Source organism: Alcaligenes sp. EGD-AK7 (genome assembly GCF_000465875.3).
Classification (GTDB): Bacteria; Pseudomonadota; Gammaproteobacteria; order Burkholderiales; family Burkholderiaceae_B; genus Alcaligenes; species Alcaligenes phenolicus.
In genome coordinates this window covers 33,342-51,320 of the sequence record NZ_AVOG02000006.1, presented here as the reverse complement: position 1 = coordinate 51,320, position 17,979 = coordinate 33,342, and the positions used below count along the sequence as shown (strand labels likewise).

Sequence of the window (17,979 nt, the reverse complement as noted above, 5' to 3'; positions counted from 1 at the left end):
GGCCGCTTTGATCAAGGCCGCCAAGGAAATGAGCATTACGTCTCCTGCTGGCACCAACTTGCGTTGCCCGCTGGGTGAGTTCCCCGCGATTCGTGAATACGGTTTTGTAGATGAGCCCGGTCGTTGGGACCACTGGCCTAGTGGCTTCGTGCTGACCTGGCCGAACGAGCTGGGCACTAACGGCACCATTGTGATCGACAAGGGCGACATCCTGCTGCCGCAGAAAAAGTATTCCTCCGAGCAGATTATTCTGACTGTGGAGAATGGTTATGCCACGAAGATCGAAGGAGGCATTGAGGCGCAATTATTGGACGAGTACATGAAGTCCTTCAATGACCCCGAAGGCTACGCTATCTCGCATATCGGCTGGGGTCTGCAACCACGTTGCCATTGGTCCACACTGGGTCTGTACTCGCGTGAAAACACCATTGGCATGGATGCGCGTGCGTTCGAGGGTAACTTCCTGTTCTCCCTGGGACCGAACAATGAAGCTGGGGGCAAGCGCACAACCGCATGCCACATTGATATTCCTTTGCGCAATTGCACGGTCAGCCTGGATGGCCGCGCTGTCGTGCGTGATGGCAAAGTACTGGACGGAGGCGTTGGTGAGTACGAATGAAGGAGCGGTGTACGCTCAACAAGGGTTTGGGTCGACGCTGGAGCCTAAAGCTCCTTACGGCTTGTTGATTATTGATCTGGTGAATGGCTTTGCGGATCCTGCCGTGTTTGGTGGCGGCAATATTCCTGAAGCTATCGAGAACACGCAGAAGCTGTTGGCAACGGCGCGTGAACAGAGCTGGCCGGTGGCTCACACCCGCATTGTGTATGCCGACGATGGTGCTGATAACAACATCTTCAGCATCAAAGTGCCCGGCATGCTGGGTCTGACCGAAGACGCGCACAACAGCCACATCGTGCCGGAACTGGCTCCCGCACCTGGTGAGTTCATCGTTCGCAAGAACGTGCCTTCGGCCTTCTTTGGTACGCCCTTGGCGGCGTGGCTAACGCAACGTGGTGTGCAAACACTGCTGGTTGCCGGCGCCGTGACCAGTGGTTGTGTGCGCTCCAGCGTGGTCGATGCGATGCAACTGGGTTTCCGCCCCTTGGTGGTATCGGATTGCGTGGGCGACCGTGCGATTGGCCCTCACGAGGCCAATCTGTTCGATATGCGTCAGAAGTACGCCACCGTGGCAACACGTGAAGAGGCGATGGCGTTGATCGGTCTTTAAAGTTGTTCAAGATTTTGAGCTTTCGAGAAGAACGATGTGTTTCATCACGACCTGGATGGGCGTCCGCGCTTGATGAGACATGATTCGTCGTTAACAAGTCTGTTTTGATAGCCTTGTAATTGAGTATCGATGGTCTGCCGCTTGGGGGCGGGCTATCGTACCTGTGCCCCTGGGAGCCGTATGGCTCTCGGGGGCTTTTTATGTCTGCTAGCCTTGTGGGTTTGCAAGGATTGCGGTGTCAGGGCTTTCTTCTGGACGTGCCGTTTGGGCTTTGCGTAAGAGGGGTGGATAGTTTTCTTGTGAGGCCCGTGTGCGGCTTGTCTTGGCGGGTCCCTTGCCCACGCTGCGCGTGGGTTCCCTTGTCAGAGTACCGGGGCGGGCGGGTCGTGAACTCGGAGCGCGGTTTGTCCCCCGGACAAACCGCAAGCGTGCTCCTCAAACAGCACGACCCTTGCATCCCACCCCGGCACTCTGCCCGCGGCAAGGGCCCCGACTCGCCCGCCAAGCCGCACACGGGCTTCACAAGAAAACAAGCAACATTGTTTAAAGCCCAAACGACACTGGCAGAGGTGGGATGAAAAGTAGGGGTGCAGATTGAATGGGTGGAGAAAGGAAGGGAGGGGGGCTGAAGAGCAGAACGATAGGCGCTTAGGAAATGCAGAAGAGCAAGGCACGAGGCCCTGTTTGTTCAAAGAGTCCGTAAGAGATTGGTAGATAAAAAGCCATTGTGAGCCGTTCAGTCGGCCTGCTGGGGTGTCAGGGCGGATCAGAGTACTTGCCGCGGGCAGGAGATAGCGTAGGGGTGCAAGCATCCTGCTGTTTGAACCCGACGCTTGTACTTGGTCCGGGGGACCAAGTACCGGGTGAGTTCAGGATGCGCCCGTAGCTATCTCCTGACAAGGGCACCGGTGCGCAGCACCGGCAAGTGCTCAGCCCGGACACCCCAGCAGGCCGACTGAATGGCGTTTTCACAGAGACCTTTTATCCCCGATCCTGACTAAGCTGAATGCCCTCCAAACCTGCGCTACCAGCCCTAAAGCCTCATATCTCTGACGTTGCGCCAGGCATCAGCCCTTTGCCCCAATAAATAAGCAAAAAAAAGCACCCCTCAACAAAGAAGGGTGCTCAAAGGAATCAGAAGACCTTCTGACTCAAGTGGCTCGGAAACAGCACACAAAAAACAGTTTTGAAACCAGAAGCAAACCCCGGACTTAGACCGGAAACACCAGATCATTCGCCAGGATGGACGTATCAAAAATCACCTGACGCTCCTTGAGCATCAAACGACCGTCCACACGCGTGAAGGTATCGAAATAATTACCCACCAGATGCACCGTGGAAGGCCCTTCCACCAAGGTCTGCATCAGCATGAAATTGCCTTCAGCCTCAATGTCGCCATTGTCAGCCTCGCTGATCACGCGCACATCCGTGACCAGATGCAGCATGTAGCGCGGGGCATACATCTGCGTGCGGGCAATGGCCACCGCACGATCGTGCATCATGTCGCGCCCTTCGGCATAGACCAGACCTACCGGCAAATTCAGATCCGCGTTCTCGCGAGAAGTGACTCGGTAAACCGCGTCCTCCACAAAAAACATGGGCCAGTCCTCAACATTGCCACGATCCAAAGTGGCACAGTACTCGGCATTGAAAAGCTCAATTTCCGCCTTTAACGCCAAAGCACGCTCAACAGAAACCTGGGCGGGTTTGAAAGAAAAATCCATTTTCATAAGTCAGCTCGTCTTACAGATCCATCACTTGGCGGTAATACTGGTACATGGAGCGAATAGCCGCTTCCGAGATCAGCGTATTGGACGTACCCAGCTTGCTTTCATCCAGCTTGATGATGTTCACCTCGCTGCTGGAACGACGTACCCCTTCCTGCACAAATTTCATGGCCTCGTTGTCTTCCAGACCCAGGAAACCGGCAGGACCCATCAGGTTGCCCTGACGCAGACGGTGACGAGTCATCTCCTCGGTATCGTCCTCATAGCCAAACATGGTCCATTGCATGATCAGACTGTTGGGGCCATTGGGCACGATCTGACGCACACCCAAGGTGTTCATCTCGCGCTGAACAATCAGGTTGGGCCAGATCGTCTGCATGGTCACCGACCACGGCGAATCAAACTCCTTGACGTAGTCCAGAAAACGCTCATCGCGCAAACGCATATCGTCCACAAAGGAACGCATTTCCTTCTTGTTGTCCTCACTGACCTCGGCGTACTTGTCCTCGGACTTGGCCGAAGCCATATAGCCATGACGACCATGCACAGGGTCCACATACATCTGCGACTTGTTGCCCGCTACCAGCAGACCGAACACCACCAGGAAAGAGTGCAGCAAGGTCGCGTGGTAAGGATCTTTCAGGTTCTCGTGGTACATCTTCCAGTTGCAAGGCAACTCGTTACGGTAGTAACCCAGAATCTTCAGCTTCTTGCCGGGAAACACCGCCTCGAAATCCTTCAGAATTTCAGGCGTCAGGTATTCCGTAATAGGCTCGACCTTGTCGCTGTAGGATGCAAAAATGACGCCGTTGTGCGTTGTCACATGCAGCTTTTTCAGACCATGCTCGGAGTTCTTGAAGCTGCGCGGCATGCCGCCTTCTTTATTCGCACCGCGCTTGAAAGGAATCCCTTGCAGATCACCCTTCAGGCTGTAAGACCACTGGTGATACGGGCACACAAATTCATTGGTGTTGCCCTGGTTGTGGCGGCAAAACTCGGCACCACGGTGTGCACAGCGGTTTTCAAACACGTTGATGCTGCCATCTTCCGCACGCGCCACGACTACTGGGGTGGAGCCCACATACGAGCGCTTGTAGTCGCCCGAATCGGGAATTTCCGCTTCCAGGGCCACAAAGTTCCAGGTGTCACCGTGGAAAATGCGCTCCATCTCGCGGTTGTAAATGTCGTTGCTGGTGTAGACCCAATCCGGAATGGTGTTGAGCACATCCTCGGGCCAGGTGCATTCCTCGACAGGGCGGTCTTTGGACCCGACCGTCTGGCCTATCACCGTTTGCGTCTGATACATGGGGTTCTCCTCTGATAACTCTTTAATGATTCGGGATGACGAGGCGGCGCAGGCCGCTTCTCTTTCTTAGACTTGGGCCGTACGAGCCGCTTCTTTCACGTACTGGCGCAGCTTGGTCGCCGGGTCCAGCACGATGGCCGGGTCCACAGGCAAGTTCTGTTCCATGACGCTGCGCAAAGCGCGTAGATCCGCGCCGGCATTGACGCCAATTGCGTGTCGCAAATGCTGGCCTTCAAATGCCAGCAACATGAAGCTGATGGCATCGCCCTGGCTGTCCATGACGCCGCGTACCTGATAGTTCAGATCCGGGCTGCCTTGGCCCAGCATTTGAATGTTGCAACCGAGCACATCCGTCCAGAACCAACTGACAGGTGCAGCAGGAGCATCCTGCCCGGCAATGGCGTGGGCCACCTGACGGGCTTGCTCGTTGGCGTTCTGCCAGGATTCGGTGCGCGTGCGCACGGCGGTATCGGGGCAGATCTGGGTGGCGCAATCGCCAGCGGCATAAATGCCCGCCACACTGGTACGGCCCTGGCGATCCACAATAATCCCGGCCGTCATATCGTCTACCGCGATACCACTGGCCCGCGCCAAGGCGGAGTTCGCGCTCAGACCGGCGGCCACAATGGCCAGATCGCCATTCAGGATCTGGCCATCATTTAGTTCCAGCTGAACGGGGTGCTCGTTTTCTGCCGCAAAGTGGGCCTGACGCACACCCTGACCCAGGCGCACGGTGATGCCTTGCGACTCGAAGCGCTCCAGCAACCATTGCGACAGCAGCGCAGGGGCGTTGCGGGCCAGCAGACGTTCATTCGCTTCAATGACAGTGACCTGTGCGCCGGTTTCGCTGGCGGTAGAAGCCAGTTCCAGACCCATGAAGCCGCCACCAATCACCAGGGCGCGCAAACCGGGATGCAGACGGGCTTGCAGGCTCAGGGCATCGTCCAGCGTGCGCAGATACAGGGCGTTGACCTGGCTGGCGGGCAGCAGAGCCAGTTCGCGGGCCGCGCCGCCTGTGGCCAGCACCGCGTGGTCAAAGCTCCAGGTCTGGCCATTGCTCAGGCTGGCCTGAAGTGTGGCGCAATCCAGAGACTGCACGCTGGTGCCCAACAAGAGTTCAATATTCTGTTCTTGATAGAACTCGGCTTTTTGCAAAAACACGCTGTCAGTGGTCGCGCTGGACTTGAGCACGTCTTTGGACAGGGGCGGACGCTCGTAGGGAAGGTGAGTTTCATCCCCTACCAAGGTGATGCTGCCGCTAAAGCCCAGGCTGCGCAGTTCGCGCGCCAGCACCGAAGCCGCTTGGCCAGCGCCGATGATCAGTACGGAAGTGTGGTGTGCCATGATGTTGCAGGTCTCGTCAGCAGAAAAAAGCTCAGGCCTGACTGAAGTCGGCCAGAATATCGTTGCCTTCAATGCGCAGCGGATAGACCTTGATGTCCACCGTGGCAGGGGCGTTCATGGCCTTGCCGGTGCGCAAACAGAACTTGGCCTGATGCAAAGGGCATTCCACGCAACCGTCCTCCAGATAGCCGTCGGACAGCAGGGCATATTGGTGGGTACAGACGTTGTCGGTCAGGTGGAACTCGTCATCCAGTTTGTGCAGGGCCAGTTTCTTGCCTTCCCACTCGATTGCCAGGGACTCTTCGTTGTCGATGGCATCGGTTTCGGAAATTTTTATCCAGTTCAAAGTTGTCTCCGGGTTGTGCTTTCAATTAGTCAGTATACTGTATAAATTATAAAATCAAATATCGTTTTTATAAGGGATTGCGCTAGTTGAGGCTTAAGCTATTGATGATGCTTTCCTTTATCTCATCAAGGACATGCGTCAGTAGTTTCCCTGCTTGACCAAAAATTAATTAATCAGCACACTTACTATTATCGAAGTGGTGAATGTCAATTTCATAGTGTGCTGACACTGCTTGGAACGTCCGTCTGGCCCCTCGGGGGGGACGGTTTGGCAAGGTTCGGGCAGTTGCTGTCGGGGCTGCAAGCCAGACTGGCGGGCAAACTACCCAGACCCCTATCGAGCAAGGGGTGTAAATACATTAAAAAATACAAAGAGGTGAGTGATGGAGCGTCGTAGTTTTCTGCTGAAATCGGCAACGGTTGCGGGTGCGGGTTTGGCAGCCGTAGCCGCCCCTGCAATTGCGCAGAACAGCCCCACCGTGCGCTGGCGTATGTCTACCGGCTGGCCCAAAAGCCTGGACACCATTTATGGTTCGGCCGAAGCGCTGTGCAAACGTGTCAGCGAACTGACCGAAGGCAAGTTCGAAATCCGCGCTTTCCCCGGTGGCGAGCTGGTGCCTTATGCCCAGAACATGGATGCCATTAGCAACGGCACGGTCGAATGCAACCACGTGCTCAGTACCGCTTTTGTGGGCAAGAACACCGCCGTAACGTTTGATACTGGCTTGTCCTTTGGCATGAATGCCCGTCAGCACAACTCCTGGGTGCACTTTGGTGGTGGCCTGAAACTGCTGCGCGAAATGTACAGCCAGTACAACATCGTCAACTTTGTGGCGGGTAACGTGGGTGTGCAGATGGGGGGCTGGTTCCGCAAGGAAATCAAGGACCTGGACAGCCTGCAAGGTCTGAAGATGCGTATCGGTGGCATCGGCGGCATGGTGCTGTCCAAACTGGGTGCCGTGCCCCAGCAGATTCCTCCTAGCGATATTTACTCCTCGCTGGAAAAGGGCACGATTGATGCGGCCGAGTGGATTGGCCCTTACGACGACGAAAAACTGGGCTTGAACAAAGTCGCTCCCTTCTACTACTCCCCCGGCTGGTTCGAGGGTAGTGCGTCCCTGACCTCTATGGTCAATAAAGACGCCTGGGAAGCCTTGCCTGCGCACTTCAAAGTGGCATTCGAGACGGCCTGTAATGAGCAGACCATGCTCAGCCTGGCCAAGTACGATGCCTTGAATCCCGGCGCTCTGCGCAAGCTGGTGGCCGATGGGGCCAAGCTGCGTTACTTCCCCAAGGACGTCATGAAGGCCGCCTACGACAAGTCCCAGGAACTGTGGAAGGAACTGTCGGACAGCAACGCCGATTTTGCCAAGATTTATCCAAGCTGGAAGGCCTTCCAGGAGCAGGAAGCCAGTTGGTTCCGGGTTGCCGAAAGTGCCCTGGACAACTTCACCTTCAGCGAGTTGGGCAAGCGCAGTTAAGCAGCACATTCTTAAGGTAGTGAAATGAGTCAGCACAGTCACCCGTCAAGCCTGGGTGGCCAAGGAGTGGGTGCGCGTATTCTTCGCAAGGAGGATGCGCGCCATCTCAATGGCCGGGGCAACTTCATCGGAAACATGACCATGCCGGGGCTGCAGGAAGTCGCCTTCCTGCGCAGCCCCATGGCGCATGCCCGGATCCGTCAGATCAGTATTGAAGACAGCGCACGTGCGCAGGTTATTACCCGTGCCGATATGCCGGACTGTCTGGATATTTACGCCGCTTCCACCTTGCCCAGTTATCAGGCCTCCAGCATGCCGCCGCTGGCCTCGGGCAGTGTGCGTTATGTGGGCGAGCCGGTTGCCATGGCCTTTGGTGAAAGCCGCGCCGTGGCCGAGGACGTTCTGGAGGAGATTGAAGCGCTGTACGACGAACTGCCGGTTTACGGCAGTGTGCCGGCCTCGCTGGCCGCGCAGGGTGATCTGTTGCATGAAGGCTGGCAGGATAATGTGTTTGTGACACTGCGCTCGGACGTGGCCTTTGAAGAGCATGCCGCCCGTGCCGATCGCGTGATCGAGCACTCGGTCAGCCTGTCACGTCAGTGCATGTTGCCGATGGAAGGCAAGGCCGTTCTGGCCTATTGGGATTTCCAGGCCGATCAACTGGTGGTGTATTGCGGCAGTCAGATCCCGCATATGCACCGCACTGGCATTGCCCAGTTCCTGGGTATGGATCAGGCGCAGGTTCGTGTGATTTCCCCCGATGTGGGCGGCGCTTTTGGTTATAAATGCGTGCTGCATCAGGAAGAGCTGTGCGTGGCCTGGTTGGCCAAGACCTTCCGCAAGCCCTTTCGTTTCATGGAAGACCGCCGTGAGCACTTGATTGCTGGCGCCAATACCCGTGAACACCAATACCGCCTGAAAGCACACATCAGCAATGAAGGCCGCCTGCTGGCGCTGGATGCTGAAATTGATATTGATGGTGGCGCTTACTCGGTCTGGCCCTTTACCGTGGGTTTGGAAGTAGGCCAGGCCCTGGGCAACTTGCCCGGTCCTTACGATTTTCGTGGCTACCGCTGCCGCACACGCGGTGTGGGCACCAACAAACCAGGCTTCATGCCGTACCGCGGCGTTGCCCGTACGGGTGTCTGCCTGGCCATTGAACAGATGATGGATCAGATCGCCCTGGCGGTCGGCAAGCCCTCCTGGGAAATTCGCTTGATGAACCTGGTGCAAGGCGAGCAAATGCCTTACGTCAACGTGGCCAACAAGCATTACGACTCGGGCAACTATCCAGAAAGCCTGCGCCGCGCTCTGGCTGCGGTGGATGTGGAGGCTGTGCTGGCTCGTCAGGCCAAGGGTGAGCCCGATGGTCGCCTGATTGGTCTGGGTGTGGCTTCTTATACCGAGCAGTCTGCACACGGTACGTCCGTGTTCGCCAGTTGGGGCACTGCGGTGATTCCGGGTTTTGATCAGGCTTTTGTACGCATGACCCCGGACGGTGGGCTGGAAGTGCGTGTGGGTGTGCATTCGCACGGCCAGGGTATGGAAACCTCGTTTGCCCAGATCGCCAGCGAAATTCTGGGTATTCCCGTGGCCAGGATCAAAGTAGTGCACGGTGATACGGGCCGCACGCCATTCTCTACCGGCACGTATGCCTCGCGCTCCCTGGTGATGTCTGGCGGTGCGGTGTCCAAGGCCTGTAAAGAGCTGCTGCCGCGCGTGCGCAAGATTGCCGCGCATATGCTGAAAGCCGATGTGGATAGCATTCAGCATCAAGGCGATATGTTCAGCGCCGAGGGGCGCCAGGTCAGCATCGCCCAAGTGGCGGATGCCTGGTACATCAATCCGCAGCATTTGCCCGAGGACGTGGACCCGCAAGGTCTGGAGCTATCCGTAGGTTACAAACCCAAAGTCGATACCGGCAGCTTCACCTACGCCAGCAATGCCGTGGTGGTGGCTGTCGATCCAAAGACTGGCGGGGTGGAAGTGCTCAAGTACGTGGTGGTGGAAGATTGCGGCGTCATGATCAACCCAATGATTGTGGAAGGCCAGACCATAGGCGGGATTGCCCAGGGGATCGGCACCGCCTTGTACGAAGAAATGCCCTACGACGAGTTTGCTCAGCCGCTGGCATCGACCCTGGCAGACTACGTCATGCCCGGTGCCTGCGAAGTGCCCAATATTCATATCGAACACATGGAAAGCCCATCGCCCAATACCGAGTTTGGTGCCAAGGGCATGGGCGAGGGCGGGGCGATTGCCCCTCCTGCCGCCATCATGTCGGCCATCAATAATGCCTTGCGCTCCACGGGAGCACAGGTCTCACATACCCCCGTGACACCGCATCGACTGCTAAGCGCCATTCGCGCTGCAGCACAGCCCGCCAATCAGCAAGATAAACAGCCCGTGTCGGAGGTTCAGGCATGAAGGCCGCCAAGTTTGAGTATGAACAGGCCCAGAGCCTGAAACAGATCCAGGACGCTTATGGCAGCGACCCTTCCGCAGTGCGCTTGATGGGTGGCAGCCAGTCCCTGGGCCCCATGTTGAATCTGCGTCTGGTGCGCCCTGCTCGAGTGCTGGATGTGTCGGCAGTGCCCGAGCTGCGACAGGTAACGGCCAATAAAGGGCAAGTGCGTATCGGCGCTGCTGTGACTCACGCCCAGATTGAAGATGGCATTCACGAACTGCTGCGCGGCCACATGATGCAGAAAGTGGCAGGCCGCATTGCTTACCGGGGTGTGCGTAATCGCGGCACCTTGGGTGGCAGCCTGGCCCATGCGGACCCGGCGGCAGACTGGGTGCTGACCTGTGCCGCCCTGGGCGCACGCATCAATGTGCGTGGAACCCAAGGCAGCCGTACGGTTCCCATGAGCGAATTCATGCTGGCTGCCTACACCACGGTGCTGGAAGCCGGTGAGTTCATCGAGTCTGTGGATGTACCTGAAGTGTCCGGTTCGGCCCGTTGGGGTTATTACAAATTTACCCGCAAAGTGGGCGAGTTTGCCGATGCCAGTTGTGCCTGCTATTTCGACCCGGCCACCCGCACGGCGCGCGTAGTGATTGGAGCCATGGAAGGCGCCCCGCGCTCCTTGCCCGAGCTGGCCGTGAACGTGGCTGCACAAGGGGCCGCCGTCCTGGAAGGGGACACGATTGCAGCGGCCTTGCAGCCGTATCTGGCACAACGGGATGAAGCTCATCAGGTGCTGTTCCGTACGGTAGTAGAGCGCAGCCTGAAGCAAGCGCTGGGTGTGAAAGGTTAAGACATGGCAGAAATCTCGATTCAAGTTAACGGCCGTCAGCAAAAGCACGAGGCCGAACCGCGCACCCATCTGGGTGATTTCATCCGCGAGAAAAGCCGTTTGACCGGCACCAACCTGAGCTGTGAACACGGTGTGTGCGGCGCATGTACGGTGCTGGTGGATGGCCGTCCAGTGCGCTCCTGCATCACTTTTGCCGGTGCTTGTGATGGCCACGAAGTCACCACCGTAGAAGGCTACGATGACGATCCGATCATGAGCCGTCTGCGTACGGCTTTCTCGGAAAAACACGCCTTGCAATGCGGCTTCTGTACGCCTGGCATGTTGGCGACCAGCCGCGACATCGTGCTGCGTTTGCCCGATGCAGATGAAGCCCGTGTGCGTATTGAGTTGTCCGGCAATATTTGTCGCTGCACCGGCTATCAAGGCATTACAGCCGCCATTCTGTCCGTGCTGCAAGCCCTGCGCGATCAGCCCGATGCCCAGGTAGAAGCCTTGCGCGCTGCCGTGGTGCAGAACGTGCAGCAAGACTGGAACCAGAACGGCTTTACGACTTTTGAAGCGGTACAGGAAGAAGTGCAGACGCCCGCTCCGGTGGCCGCTGCTGCACCTGCCGCGTCCGGCAGTGCCGACAAGGGCAAGGGCAAGGGCCAGGCTATTCAAGGTGGTTTTGATGCCCGTTTCCCGGCCGATCAGGTTTGGGCTTTCATGAAGGATTTGCCCAAAGTGGCGGGCTGTCTGCCCGGCGCGATTATCGAGTCCCAGGAAGGGGCCACGGTACAGGGCAAGATCGCCATCAAATTTGGCCCCATGTCGGCTGCCTTCAAGGGTAATGCCACGTTGGAAGAGGATAACGAACGCCGTGCTGCCGTGCTGCGCGGTGAGGGCGTGGACTCCTTGAGCCAATCGCGTGCCCGTGGCGATGTCAGCTTTCAGGTCAAGCCGGATGGCGAAGCGCGCAGCCGCGTGGAAGTGGAGCTGGTGTATTCGCTGCAAGGGCCGCTGGCGCAGTTTTCGCGCTCCGGGCTGGTTCAGGATTTCGTGCGCCGCATGATTGCGGAGTTCGGCAAGAACGTGAACCTGCGCCTGGAAAAACCGCTGGCCGAAGGCGAAGAGCCGGTGGTGGCCGAGTTCAATCCGGTCAAGATGTTCTTCAGCATTTTGTGGGACCGCTTCAAGGGACTTTTCCGGCGCTCATAAGCGCATAGACGACGCAAGACGATAAATAAAACGGGGGTAAGGAGATGACGGAGCGTAAAGCTTTGGGGGGACGTGTGCGCCTCGCAATCGGGGCCACCTTCTTGTTGAGCACCTGGGGGGCGGCAGCCGAGCCCTTGAATGTAAAGCTGGACTGGACCCCTTGGGCCGTCCATGCACCGTTTCATCTGGCCGTGGAAAAGGGCTGGTTCAAGCAGGCTGGCCTGGATGTACGGCTGGAAGATGGCAACGGTTCTGTCACGGCGGTGCAGATCGTGGGTGGCAGTGATCGCTTTGATGTGGGCCAGGCAGCGTTGGCCTCTATGGTGATTGCACGCAGCAAAGGCTTGCCAGTCAAAGGGCTGGCCACCTTTGCCACGTCCAGCGATATCGGCGTGCTGGTGCCCAAGGATTCGGGCATTAATGGGCCGGAGGGTTTGAAGGGACGCAAGATCGCTTATACCGCCGGCTCTCTGGAAGCGCCTTTTGTCGATGCGTTTCTGGCAGCGGGCGGCTTGCGTCGCAGCGATGTGGATCTGCTGAGTGTGGATGCGGCTGGCAAGGCAGCGACCTATGCGGTGGGGCGGGCTGATGCCGTGATCTCCACCATTCCATTTGTACTGGCTTCGGTGTCGCGTCAGCGCGCCTCCAATGCCATTCCTTTCGCCCAGCACGGCCTGGATATGGTCAGCTTTGGCCTGTTCACCAGCGAAGCCAAGCTAGCCAGCCGGGGACAGGAGCTGGCGACTTTTTCCAATGTGGTGGCCAAGTCCTGGAACTACATTTACAGCGGTCACGAACAAGAAGCGGTGGATGCGATTGTGGCGCAACGCCCCAATGCGCGTTTGGACAAAGCCATTTTGCTGGACCAGCTGAATATTCTTAAAACCTACTTTGGCCCGGCTGTGGAGCAAGGCAGTATCGGCGTGAACCAGCCTGCGGACTGGGACAAGACAGTTGCCACGCTGGAACGGGTAGAGCTGATTCCTGCCGGTCAGAAGGCCACGGACTATTACCAGTCCGGCGTGGTCACCCCGCAATCCCTGAGCAGTCTGGAGCTGAAGTAATGGCGGCGCGGGTACTTTCTCAAGATGTGCGCAAGCGCTTTGAGGGCGCGCGTGATGTGCTGGCGCTGGACGGCATCAATGTCGATATTCAACCAGGCCAGTTCATCAGCATTCTGGGCCCCAGCGGCTGCGGGAAAAGCACCTTCCTGCGTTGCGTGGCCGGGCTGGAAAACATCAGCAGCGGCTCCCTGACGGTAGACCAGCAACCCGTCAGCGGCCCGCCCGACCAGGTGGGCATGGTGTTCCAGCGCGATGCCTTGCTGGAGTGGCGCAGCATACGCGACAACATTCTTTTGCCTTTGGAGTTTGCCGGCAAGCGCACGGCCGATTACCTGGACAAGGTGGACCAATTGTTGGCCTTGACCGGCCTGTCCCAGTTTGCCGACAGCTATCCACGCCAGTTATCCGGCGGCATGCGCCAGCGGGCCTCCATTTGCCGTGCTTTGGTGGATGATCCGCGCCTGCTGCTGATGGATGAGCCTTTCGGTGCGCTGGATGCACTGACGCGCGACAACATGAACGCCGAATTGCAGCGCATCTGGATGAAAACGGGCAACACCACCTTGTTTGTGACGCACGGCATTGCCGAAGCCGTTTTCCTGGGCGATACCGTGCTGGTGTTCTCGTCTCGTCCAGGCCGCATTCTGGAGCAGATCAAGATCGACTTTCCTCGTCCGCGCCCGCTGTCCTTGCGCGAGACCCCGGAGTTCGGCCGGCATGTCGCTCATATCCGTCAATTGTTCGGCATTGCCGATGGTGCAGGAGACAGCCATGAATAAAGCCTTGCGTTCCATGCCCAGCTGGTTGGCGGGCGTGGTCTCTACCGTCGTGGTGCTGTTGGCATGGGAATTAATTTGTTGGCTGGGTCAGGTGCGGGAAGTGATTTTGCCGCGCCCCTCGCTGATTCTGGAGGATTTGTATGGCGAACTGGGTTGGTACATGGGTCAAGCGTTATACACGCTCGGCATCACGCTGGCTGGATTTGTATTGGCCGCCGTAGGCGGCGTGCTGATTGCCGTCGCCCTCGTGGGTTCACCGCTCTTCGAGCGTTTTTGCTATCCCCTGATTGTGGGTTTCAACAGCATTCCCAAAGTGGCTTTGGCACCGCTGTTCGTGGTCTGGATGGGTACCGGCTACGAGCCCAAGGTGGCCATTGCTTTTCTGATCGCCGTCTTTGCCGTGATTGTGGATACGGTGCAAGGCTTGCGCTCGGTCTCGCCCGACATTCTGGACCTGGGCCGGGTTTTGAAAGGCGGGCCGGTTGCCCTGTTTTTCAAAGTGCGCCTGCCCTCTGCGCTGCCATCGATCATGGCGGGCCTGAAAGTGGCTCTGTCCCTGGCTTTGGTAGGGGCCATTGTGGGCGAGTTCGTGTCCTCCCAGCGTGGCCTGGGCTTTGTGATCATGAGCGCCCAAGGGGTGTTCGACACGGTGCGGGTGTTCTCCGCCCTGTTCATTCTGGCCGTCATGGGACTGGCGCTGTACTTCCTGCTGGATGCAGTTGAAAAGCGTGCCACCCGTTTTCGGTCTCATTAGATTCCAACTAACTTCAACGCAGAAAATCTGGGGGATTGATGCAATCTTTACTCAAACTATCCAGGGCGATCGACAGCCTGAATCAGCTATGTGGCCGGGTGGTCATGTGGGTGGTTCTGCTGGTTGTCTTGATCAGCTCCTATAACGCCATCGCACGCAAGTTCTTTGACTCCAGCTCCAATGCCTGGCTGGAGGTGCAGTGGTATCTGTTTGGCGCCTTGTTCCTGCTGACGGGCGGCTATACCTTCTTGCGCAATGAGCACGTGCGTGTGGACGTGCTGGCCTCGCGCCTGTCCGAGCGCAAGCAGATTGTGATCGAAGCCGTGTGTGTGGTGCTGTTCATGCTGCCGGCCTGTATTGCCATCATGGCCTTGTCCTGGCCGGTGTTCATGGACTCCTATCTGACTCAGGAAGTGTCTTCCAACTCCGGTGGTCTGATTCGCTGGCCTGCCAAATTGATTATCCCCATCGGTTTCGCCCTGATTTCCTTGCAGGGGATCTCGCACCTGATCAAGTGCATTGGCTTCTTGCGCGGTGCCAGCCCCAACCCCAACAAGAAGCTGCAGGAAAAATCGCCCGAAGAGCTGCTGGCTGAAGAAATTGCTCGGCAAGCCGAGGCCAAGTTAGCGCATCAACACAAAGGCTGAACCAGATCATGATGGATTTATTTGTCGCCAATATGGCGCCAGTGATGTTTGCGTCACTGATTGTTTTCTTGCTGCTGGGCTTTCCGGTTGCCTTTGCGCTGGCCGCCAACGGTATGGTGTTCGGTCTGATCGGTGTGGAAATGGGCCTGTTCAACTGGTCCCTGTTCCAGGCGCTGCCGCTGCGTGTGTTTGGCATCATGGCCAACGATACTTTGCTGGCCATTCCCTTCTTTACCTTCATGGGGCTGATTCTGGAACGCTCCGGCATGGCAGAAGACCTGCTCGATACGATTGGTCAGCTGTTTGGTTCCATGCCCGGTGGTCTGGCCATTGCCGTGGTGTTTGTGGGTGCCATGCTGGCTGCAACCACAGGTGTGGTGTCAGCCTCGGTGATCTCCATGGGCCTGATCTCCTTGCCCATCATGTTGCGCTACGGTTATAGCCGCAGACTGGCCACGGGCGTGATTGCCGCTTCAGGCACCTTGTCGCAGATTATTCCGCCGTCGCTGGTGCTGATTGTGCTGGCTGACCAGTTGGGCCGTTCGGTAGGCGATATGTACCGCGGTGCCATGGTGCCTGGTCTGGTGCTGACAGGCGCTTATCTGCTTTACATCCTGATTCTGGCCGTGCTGCGTCCCAAGGATGTGCCACCGATTCCTGCCGAACATCGCACTTATTCGGAGGCCAATGGCCGTTCGGGTGCGCGCTCCTTGTGTGTGCTGCTGCTGATCTCGCTGGTGGCCGGTTATATCTTGGACGAATTTTGGGTTGACCCCAACGGCCCTGTAGATGAGAAGGTCATTATCTGCATTTTGCTGGTAGGTGGTGTGGCGTTCGTGTTGGCTCTGATCAATAAATGGCTGAAGTTGGGCTTTTTGTCGGTGCTGGCAGAACGCGTGGTGTTTGTGATGATCCCGCCCCTGGGCCTGATCTTTCTGGTGCTGGGCACCATTTTCCTGGGTATTGCCACCCCCACGGAAGGCGGTGCGATGGGCGCAGTCGGTGCCATTCTGATGGCGGTCAGCCGTCGTCGTCTGAGCACCGATCTGCTCAAGCAAGCTATGGATACCACGGCCAAGCTGTCCTGCTTCGTGATGTTCATTCTGATCGGTTCCACCATCTTCTCGCTGACTTTCCGTGGCGTGGATGGCGACTTGTGGGTGGAGCACCTGCTGATTGACCTGCCTGGCGGTGAATACGGCTTCCTGATTCTGGTCAGTGTGCTGGTGTTTGTACTGGCCTTTTTCCTGGATTTCTTCGAGCTGGCGTTCATCATCGTGCCTTTGCTGGGGCCGGTGGCCGACAAGATGGGCATCGATTTAATCTGGTTTGGCGTGCTCTTAGCCGTTAATATGCAAACATCCTTTATGCATCCACCATTTGGCTTCTCACTATTTTATTTACGCTCGGTGGCGCCCAAGGATGATTACATCGATAAAGTGACCAAGAAAAAGATTCCGGGTGTGGCCACAGGCGACATTTACTGGGGCTCCGTACCGTTTATTTGTATCCAGATCGTGATGATTGCTGTGGTGCTGTTGTTCCCTGGCATGGTGACGCATTACAAGGGAACGGGCGCCCAAGTTGATCCCAATACAGTCACGATCGACATGCAGGACGAATACGGTGCCGACCTGAATCCGTTTGATGATTCGGGCGAGGGTGGCGGTATGCCGGTATTCAAATAAACACAGGAAAGACTGGAGACACATATGGAGAGCCTGGATGTCAGGGTATTGCGCCAGTTGCACGAGTGGCGCGCACAAGGACGTGATGCCATTTTGGTTACGGTTGTGCAGACCTGGGGCTCGTCCCCCCGTCCAGAGGGCTCCATCATGGCTCTGGAAAAAGGTGGGGCTGTGGTCGGGTCGGTCTCGGGTGGTTGTATTGAGGACGACCTGATCCGTGCCTATCACGACCCCGCAGGGGCGGATAGGCGCCTGCATGGCGATGGCTGTCCTCAGATGCTGACGTATGGCGTCAGCGCGGATGAGGCGCATCGCTTTGGCCTGCCTTGTGGTGGCACGATCCGTTTGCTGGTGGAGTTCAATCCCTGCCCGCAAGCCCTGTCGGAATTGCTGAGCTTGCTGGAGCAGCGCCATCTGGTGCAACGTCATGTGGATCTGCAAACTGGCCGTGCCTGGGGCAGTGCCACCCGCGTTCCGGCTGCCTTGCATTTAAGTCAGGACAGCCTGTCGGTGACTTTTGGCCCGTCCTATCGGCTCTTGCTGATCGGTGGTGGGCAACTGTCCGAGTACGTGGCGACCATTGCCTTGTTCAACGGCTTTGATGTGACGGTCTGCGATCCGCGCAGCGAGCATATTCAAGGCTGGAGCGTAGCGGGTGCGCGTGTAGTTAAGGGCATGCCGGATGATGAGGTCATTGCCTGCGTGCCGGATCGGCGTACGGCCATTGTGGCCCTGACGCACGATCCCAAGCTGGATGATATGGCCTTGCTGGAGGCGCTCAAGAGCAGTGCCTTTTATGTGGGGGCGATTGGTTCGCGACGTAATAACCAGAGCCGGCGCGAACGCTTGGCCGAGCACTTTGATCTGACGGCCGAGGAAATCGACAAGCTCAAAGGTCCGATTGGTTTGTATATAGGTAGCAAGACCCCGGCAGAGATTGCCGTCAGCATCATGGCCGAGATCATTGCGATCAAGAACGGGGTGGAGGTACCGCGTGAGCTGTCCGTCGGCTCTGTCAAGGATAGACAAGAACAGCCGTTGGCCTAGGTGGTGGCTGTTGCGACAGTTCTGCATTCAGACTTTTCGCACTAAGATAAGAGAACGGGCGGCGACCCGTTCTTTTTTTGTCTCCGGGCCGCCCAGGACCTGACGCCTTCT

15 protein-coding genes and 1 pseudogene are annotated in these 17,979 nt (G+C 57.5%); 12 read left to right on the top strand and 4 right to left on the bottom strand.

What is annotated here, in order from left to right; translation table 11 throughout:
* Positions 1-619 (top strand): annotated as a pseudogene (locus N879_RS07725) (2,5-dihydroxypyridine 5,6-dioxygenase); the annotation flags it as partial.
* Positions 620-626: 7 nt separating this feature from the next.
* Positions 627-1,229: an N-carbamoylsarcosine amidohydrolase gene (locus N879_RS07720; RefSeq protein WP_009460848.1), complete on the top strand. Its 603-nt coding sequence runs from the start codon at positions 627-629 to the stop codon at positions 1,227-1,229.
* Positions 1,230-2,440: 1,211 nt separating this feature from the next.
* Here N879_RS07720 and N879_RS07715 read toward each other — a convergent pair.
* From N879_RS07715 to N879_RS07700, 4 genes are all read right to left on the bottom strand, one after another.
* A complete protein-coding gene (locus tag N879_RS07715) occupies positions 2,441-2,959 on the bottom strand; it encodes an aromatic-ring-hydroxylating dioxygenase subunit beta (RefSeq protein WP_009460849.1) in 519 nt (172 codons plus the stop codon).
* 13 nt (positions 2,960-2,972) lie between these two features.
* Positions 2,973-4,262 (bottom strand): aromatic ring-hydroxylating dioxygenase subunit alpha, encoded by a 1,290-nt coding sequence (locus N879_RS07710; RefSeq protein WP_009460850.1) that lies wholly within the window; start codon positions 4,260-4,262, stop codon positions 2,973-2,975.
* A gap of 66 nt (positions 4,263-4,328) precedes the next feature.
* Positions 4,329-5,606: an NAD(P)/FAD-dependent oxidoreductase gene (locus tag N879_RS07705; protein ID WP_009460852.1), complete on the bottom strand. Its 1,278-nt coding sequence runs from the start codon at positions 5,604-5,606 to the stop codon at positions 4,329-4,331.
* Positions 5,607-5,637: 31 nt separating this feature from the next.
* Positions 5,638-5,952: a non-heme iron oxygenase ferredoxin subunit gene (locus N879_RS07700; protein ID WP_009460854.1), complete on the bottom strand. Its 315-nt coding sequence runs from the start codon at positions 5,950-5,952 to the stop codon at positions 5,638-5,640.
* 382 nt (positions 5,953-6,334) lie between these two features.
* Here N879_RS07700 and N879_RS07695 point away from each other — a divergent pair, with 382 nt between their 5' ends.
* Genes N879_RS07695 through N879_RS07650 form a run of 10 tightly spaced genes read left to right on the top strand, consistent with a single transcriptional unit; the run spans position 6,335 to position 17,868 of the window.
* Positions 6,335-7,432: a TRAP transporter substrate-binding protein gene (locus N879_RS07695; RefSeq protein WP_009460856.1), complete on the top strand. Its 1,098-nt coding sequence runs from the start codon at positions 6,335-6,337 to the stop codon at positions 7,430-7,432.
* Positions 7,433-7,456: 24 nt separating this feature from the next.
* Positions 7,457-9,859, top strand: coding sequence for a xanthine dehydrogenase family protein molybdopterin-binding subunit (locus tag N879_RS07690; protein ID WP_022983298.1), 2,403 nt, complete (start codon positions 7,457-7,459; stop codon positions 9,857-9,859).
* Positions 9,856-10,692: an FAD binding domain-containing protein gene (locus N879_RS07685; protein WP_009464042.1), complete on the top strand. Its 837-nt coding sequence runs from the start codon at positions 9,856-9,858 to the stop codon at positions 10,690-10,692. The genes N879_RS07690 and N879_RS07685 overlap by 4 nt, the downstream gene beginning before the upstream one ends.
* Before the next feature lie 3 nt (positions 10,693-10,695).
* Positions 10,696-11,889: a xanthine dehydrogenase family Fe-S subunit gene (locus tag N879_RS07680; protein ID WP_009464040.1), complete on the top strand. Its 1,194-nt coding sequence runs from the start codon at positions 10,696-10,698 to the stop codon at positions 11,887-11,889.
* Between the two features lie 44 nt (positions 11,890-11,933).
* Complete coding sequence (locus N879_RS07675; RefSeq protein ID WP_009464038.1) at positions 11,934-12,953, top strand: ABC transporter substrate-binding protein; 1,020 nt, start codon at positions 11,934-11,936, stop codon at positions 12,951-12,953.
* Entirely contained in the window at positions 12,953-13,732 is a 780-nt protein-coding gene (locus N879_RS07670; protein WP_009464036.1) for an ABC transporter ATP-binding protein, read from the top strand. Before N879_RS07675 ends, N879_RS07670 begins: the two co-directional genes overlap by 1 nt.
* Entirely contained in the window at positions 13,725-14,486 is a 762-nt protein-coding gene (locus N879_RS07665) for an ABC transporter permease (protein ID WP_009464034.1), read from the top strand. The genes N879_RS07670 and N879_RS07665 overlap by 8 nt, the downstream gene beginning before the upstream one ends.
* A gap of 38 nt (positions 14,487-14,524) precedes the next feature.
* The gene (locus tag N879_RS07660) at positions 14,525-15,133 is read left to right on the top strand and encodes a TRAP transporter small permease subunit (RefSeq protein ID WP_031232495.1); all 609 of its coding nucleotides are present in this window, start codon (positions 14,525-14,527) and stop codon (positions 15,131-15,133) included.
* A gap of 11 nt (positions 15,134-15,144) precedes the next feature.
* Positions 15,145-16,821: a TRAP transporter large permease gene (locus tag N879_RS07655; protein WP_031232493.1), complete on the top strand. Its 1,677-nt coding sequence runs from the start codon at positions 15,145-15,147 to the stop codon at positions 16,819-16,821.
* A 24-nt stretch (positions 16,822-16,845) separates the two neighbouring features.
* On the top strand, positions 16,846-17,868 hold the full coding sequence (locus tag N879_RS07650) for an XdhC family protein (protein WP_009464028.1): 1,023 nt from the start codon (positions 16,846-16,848) through the stop codon (positions 17,866-17,868).
* Positions 17,869-17,979 lie beyond the last annotated feature (111 nt).

What these genes read in the sequence shown, in the direction of transcription:
- N879_RS07715 (WP_009460849.1), bottom strand. Translation starts at nt 2,959, where the DNA reads ATGAAAATGGATTTTTCTTTCAAACCCGCCCAGGTTTCTGTTGAGCGT.
- N879_RS07710 (WP_009460850.1), bottom strand. Translation starts at nt 4,262, where the DNA reads ATGTATCAGACGCAAACGGTGATAGGCCAGACGGTCGGGTCCAAAGAC.
- N879_RS07705 (WP_009460852.1), bottom strand. Translation starts at nt 5,606, where the DNA reads ATGGCACACCACACTTCCGTACTGATCATCGGCGCTGGCCAAGCGGCT.
- N879_RS07695 (WP_009460856.1), top strand. Translation starts at nt 6,335, where the DNA reads ATGGAGCGTCGTAGTTTTCTGCTGAAATCGGCAACGGTTGCGGGTGCG.
- N879_RS07690 (WP_022983298.1), top strand. Translation starts at nt 7,457, where the DNA reads ATGAGTCAGCACAGTCACCCGTCAAGCCTGGGTGGCCAAGGAGTGGGT.
- N879_RS07685 (WP_009464042.1), top strand. Translation starts at nt 9,856, where the DNA reads ATGAAGGCCGCCAAGTTTGAGTATGAACAGGCCCAGAGCCTGAAACAG.
- N879_RS07680 (WP_009464040.1), top strand. Translation starts at nt 10,696, where the DNA reads ATGGCAGAAATCTCGATTCAAGTTAACGGCCGTCAGCAAAAGCACGAG.
- N879_RS07675 (WP_009464038.1), top strand. Translation starts at nt 11,934, where the DNA reads ATGACGGAGCGTAAAGCTTTGGGGGGACGTGTGCGCCTCGCAATCGGG.
- N879_RS07670 (WP_009464036.1), top strand. Translation starts at nt 12,953, where the DNA reads ATGGCGGCGCGGGTACTTTCTCAAGATGTGCGCAAGCGCTTTGAGGGC.
- N879_RS07665 (WP_009464034.1), top strand. Translation starts at nt 13,725, where the DNA reads ATGAATAAAGCCTTGCGTTCCATGCCCAGCTGGTTGGCGGGCGTGGTC.
- N879_RS07660 (WP_031232495.1), top strand. Translation starts at nt 14,525, where the DNA reads ATGCAATCTTTACTCAAACTATCCAGGGCGATCGACAGCCTGAATCAG.
- N879_RS07655 (WP_031232493.1), top strand. Translation starts at nt 15,145, where the DNA reads ATGGATTTATTTGTCGCCAATATGGCGCCAGTGATGTTTGCGTCACTG.
- N879_RS07650 (WP_009464028.1), top strand. Translation starts at nt 16,846, where the DNA reads ATGGAGAGCCTGGATGTCAGGGTATTGCGCCAGTTGCACGAGTGGCGC.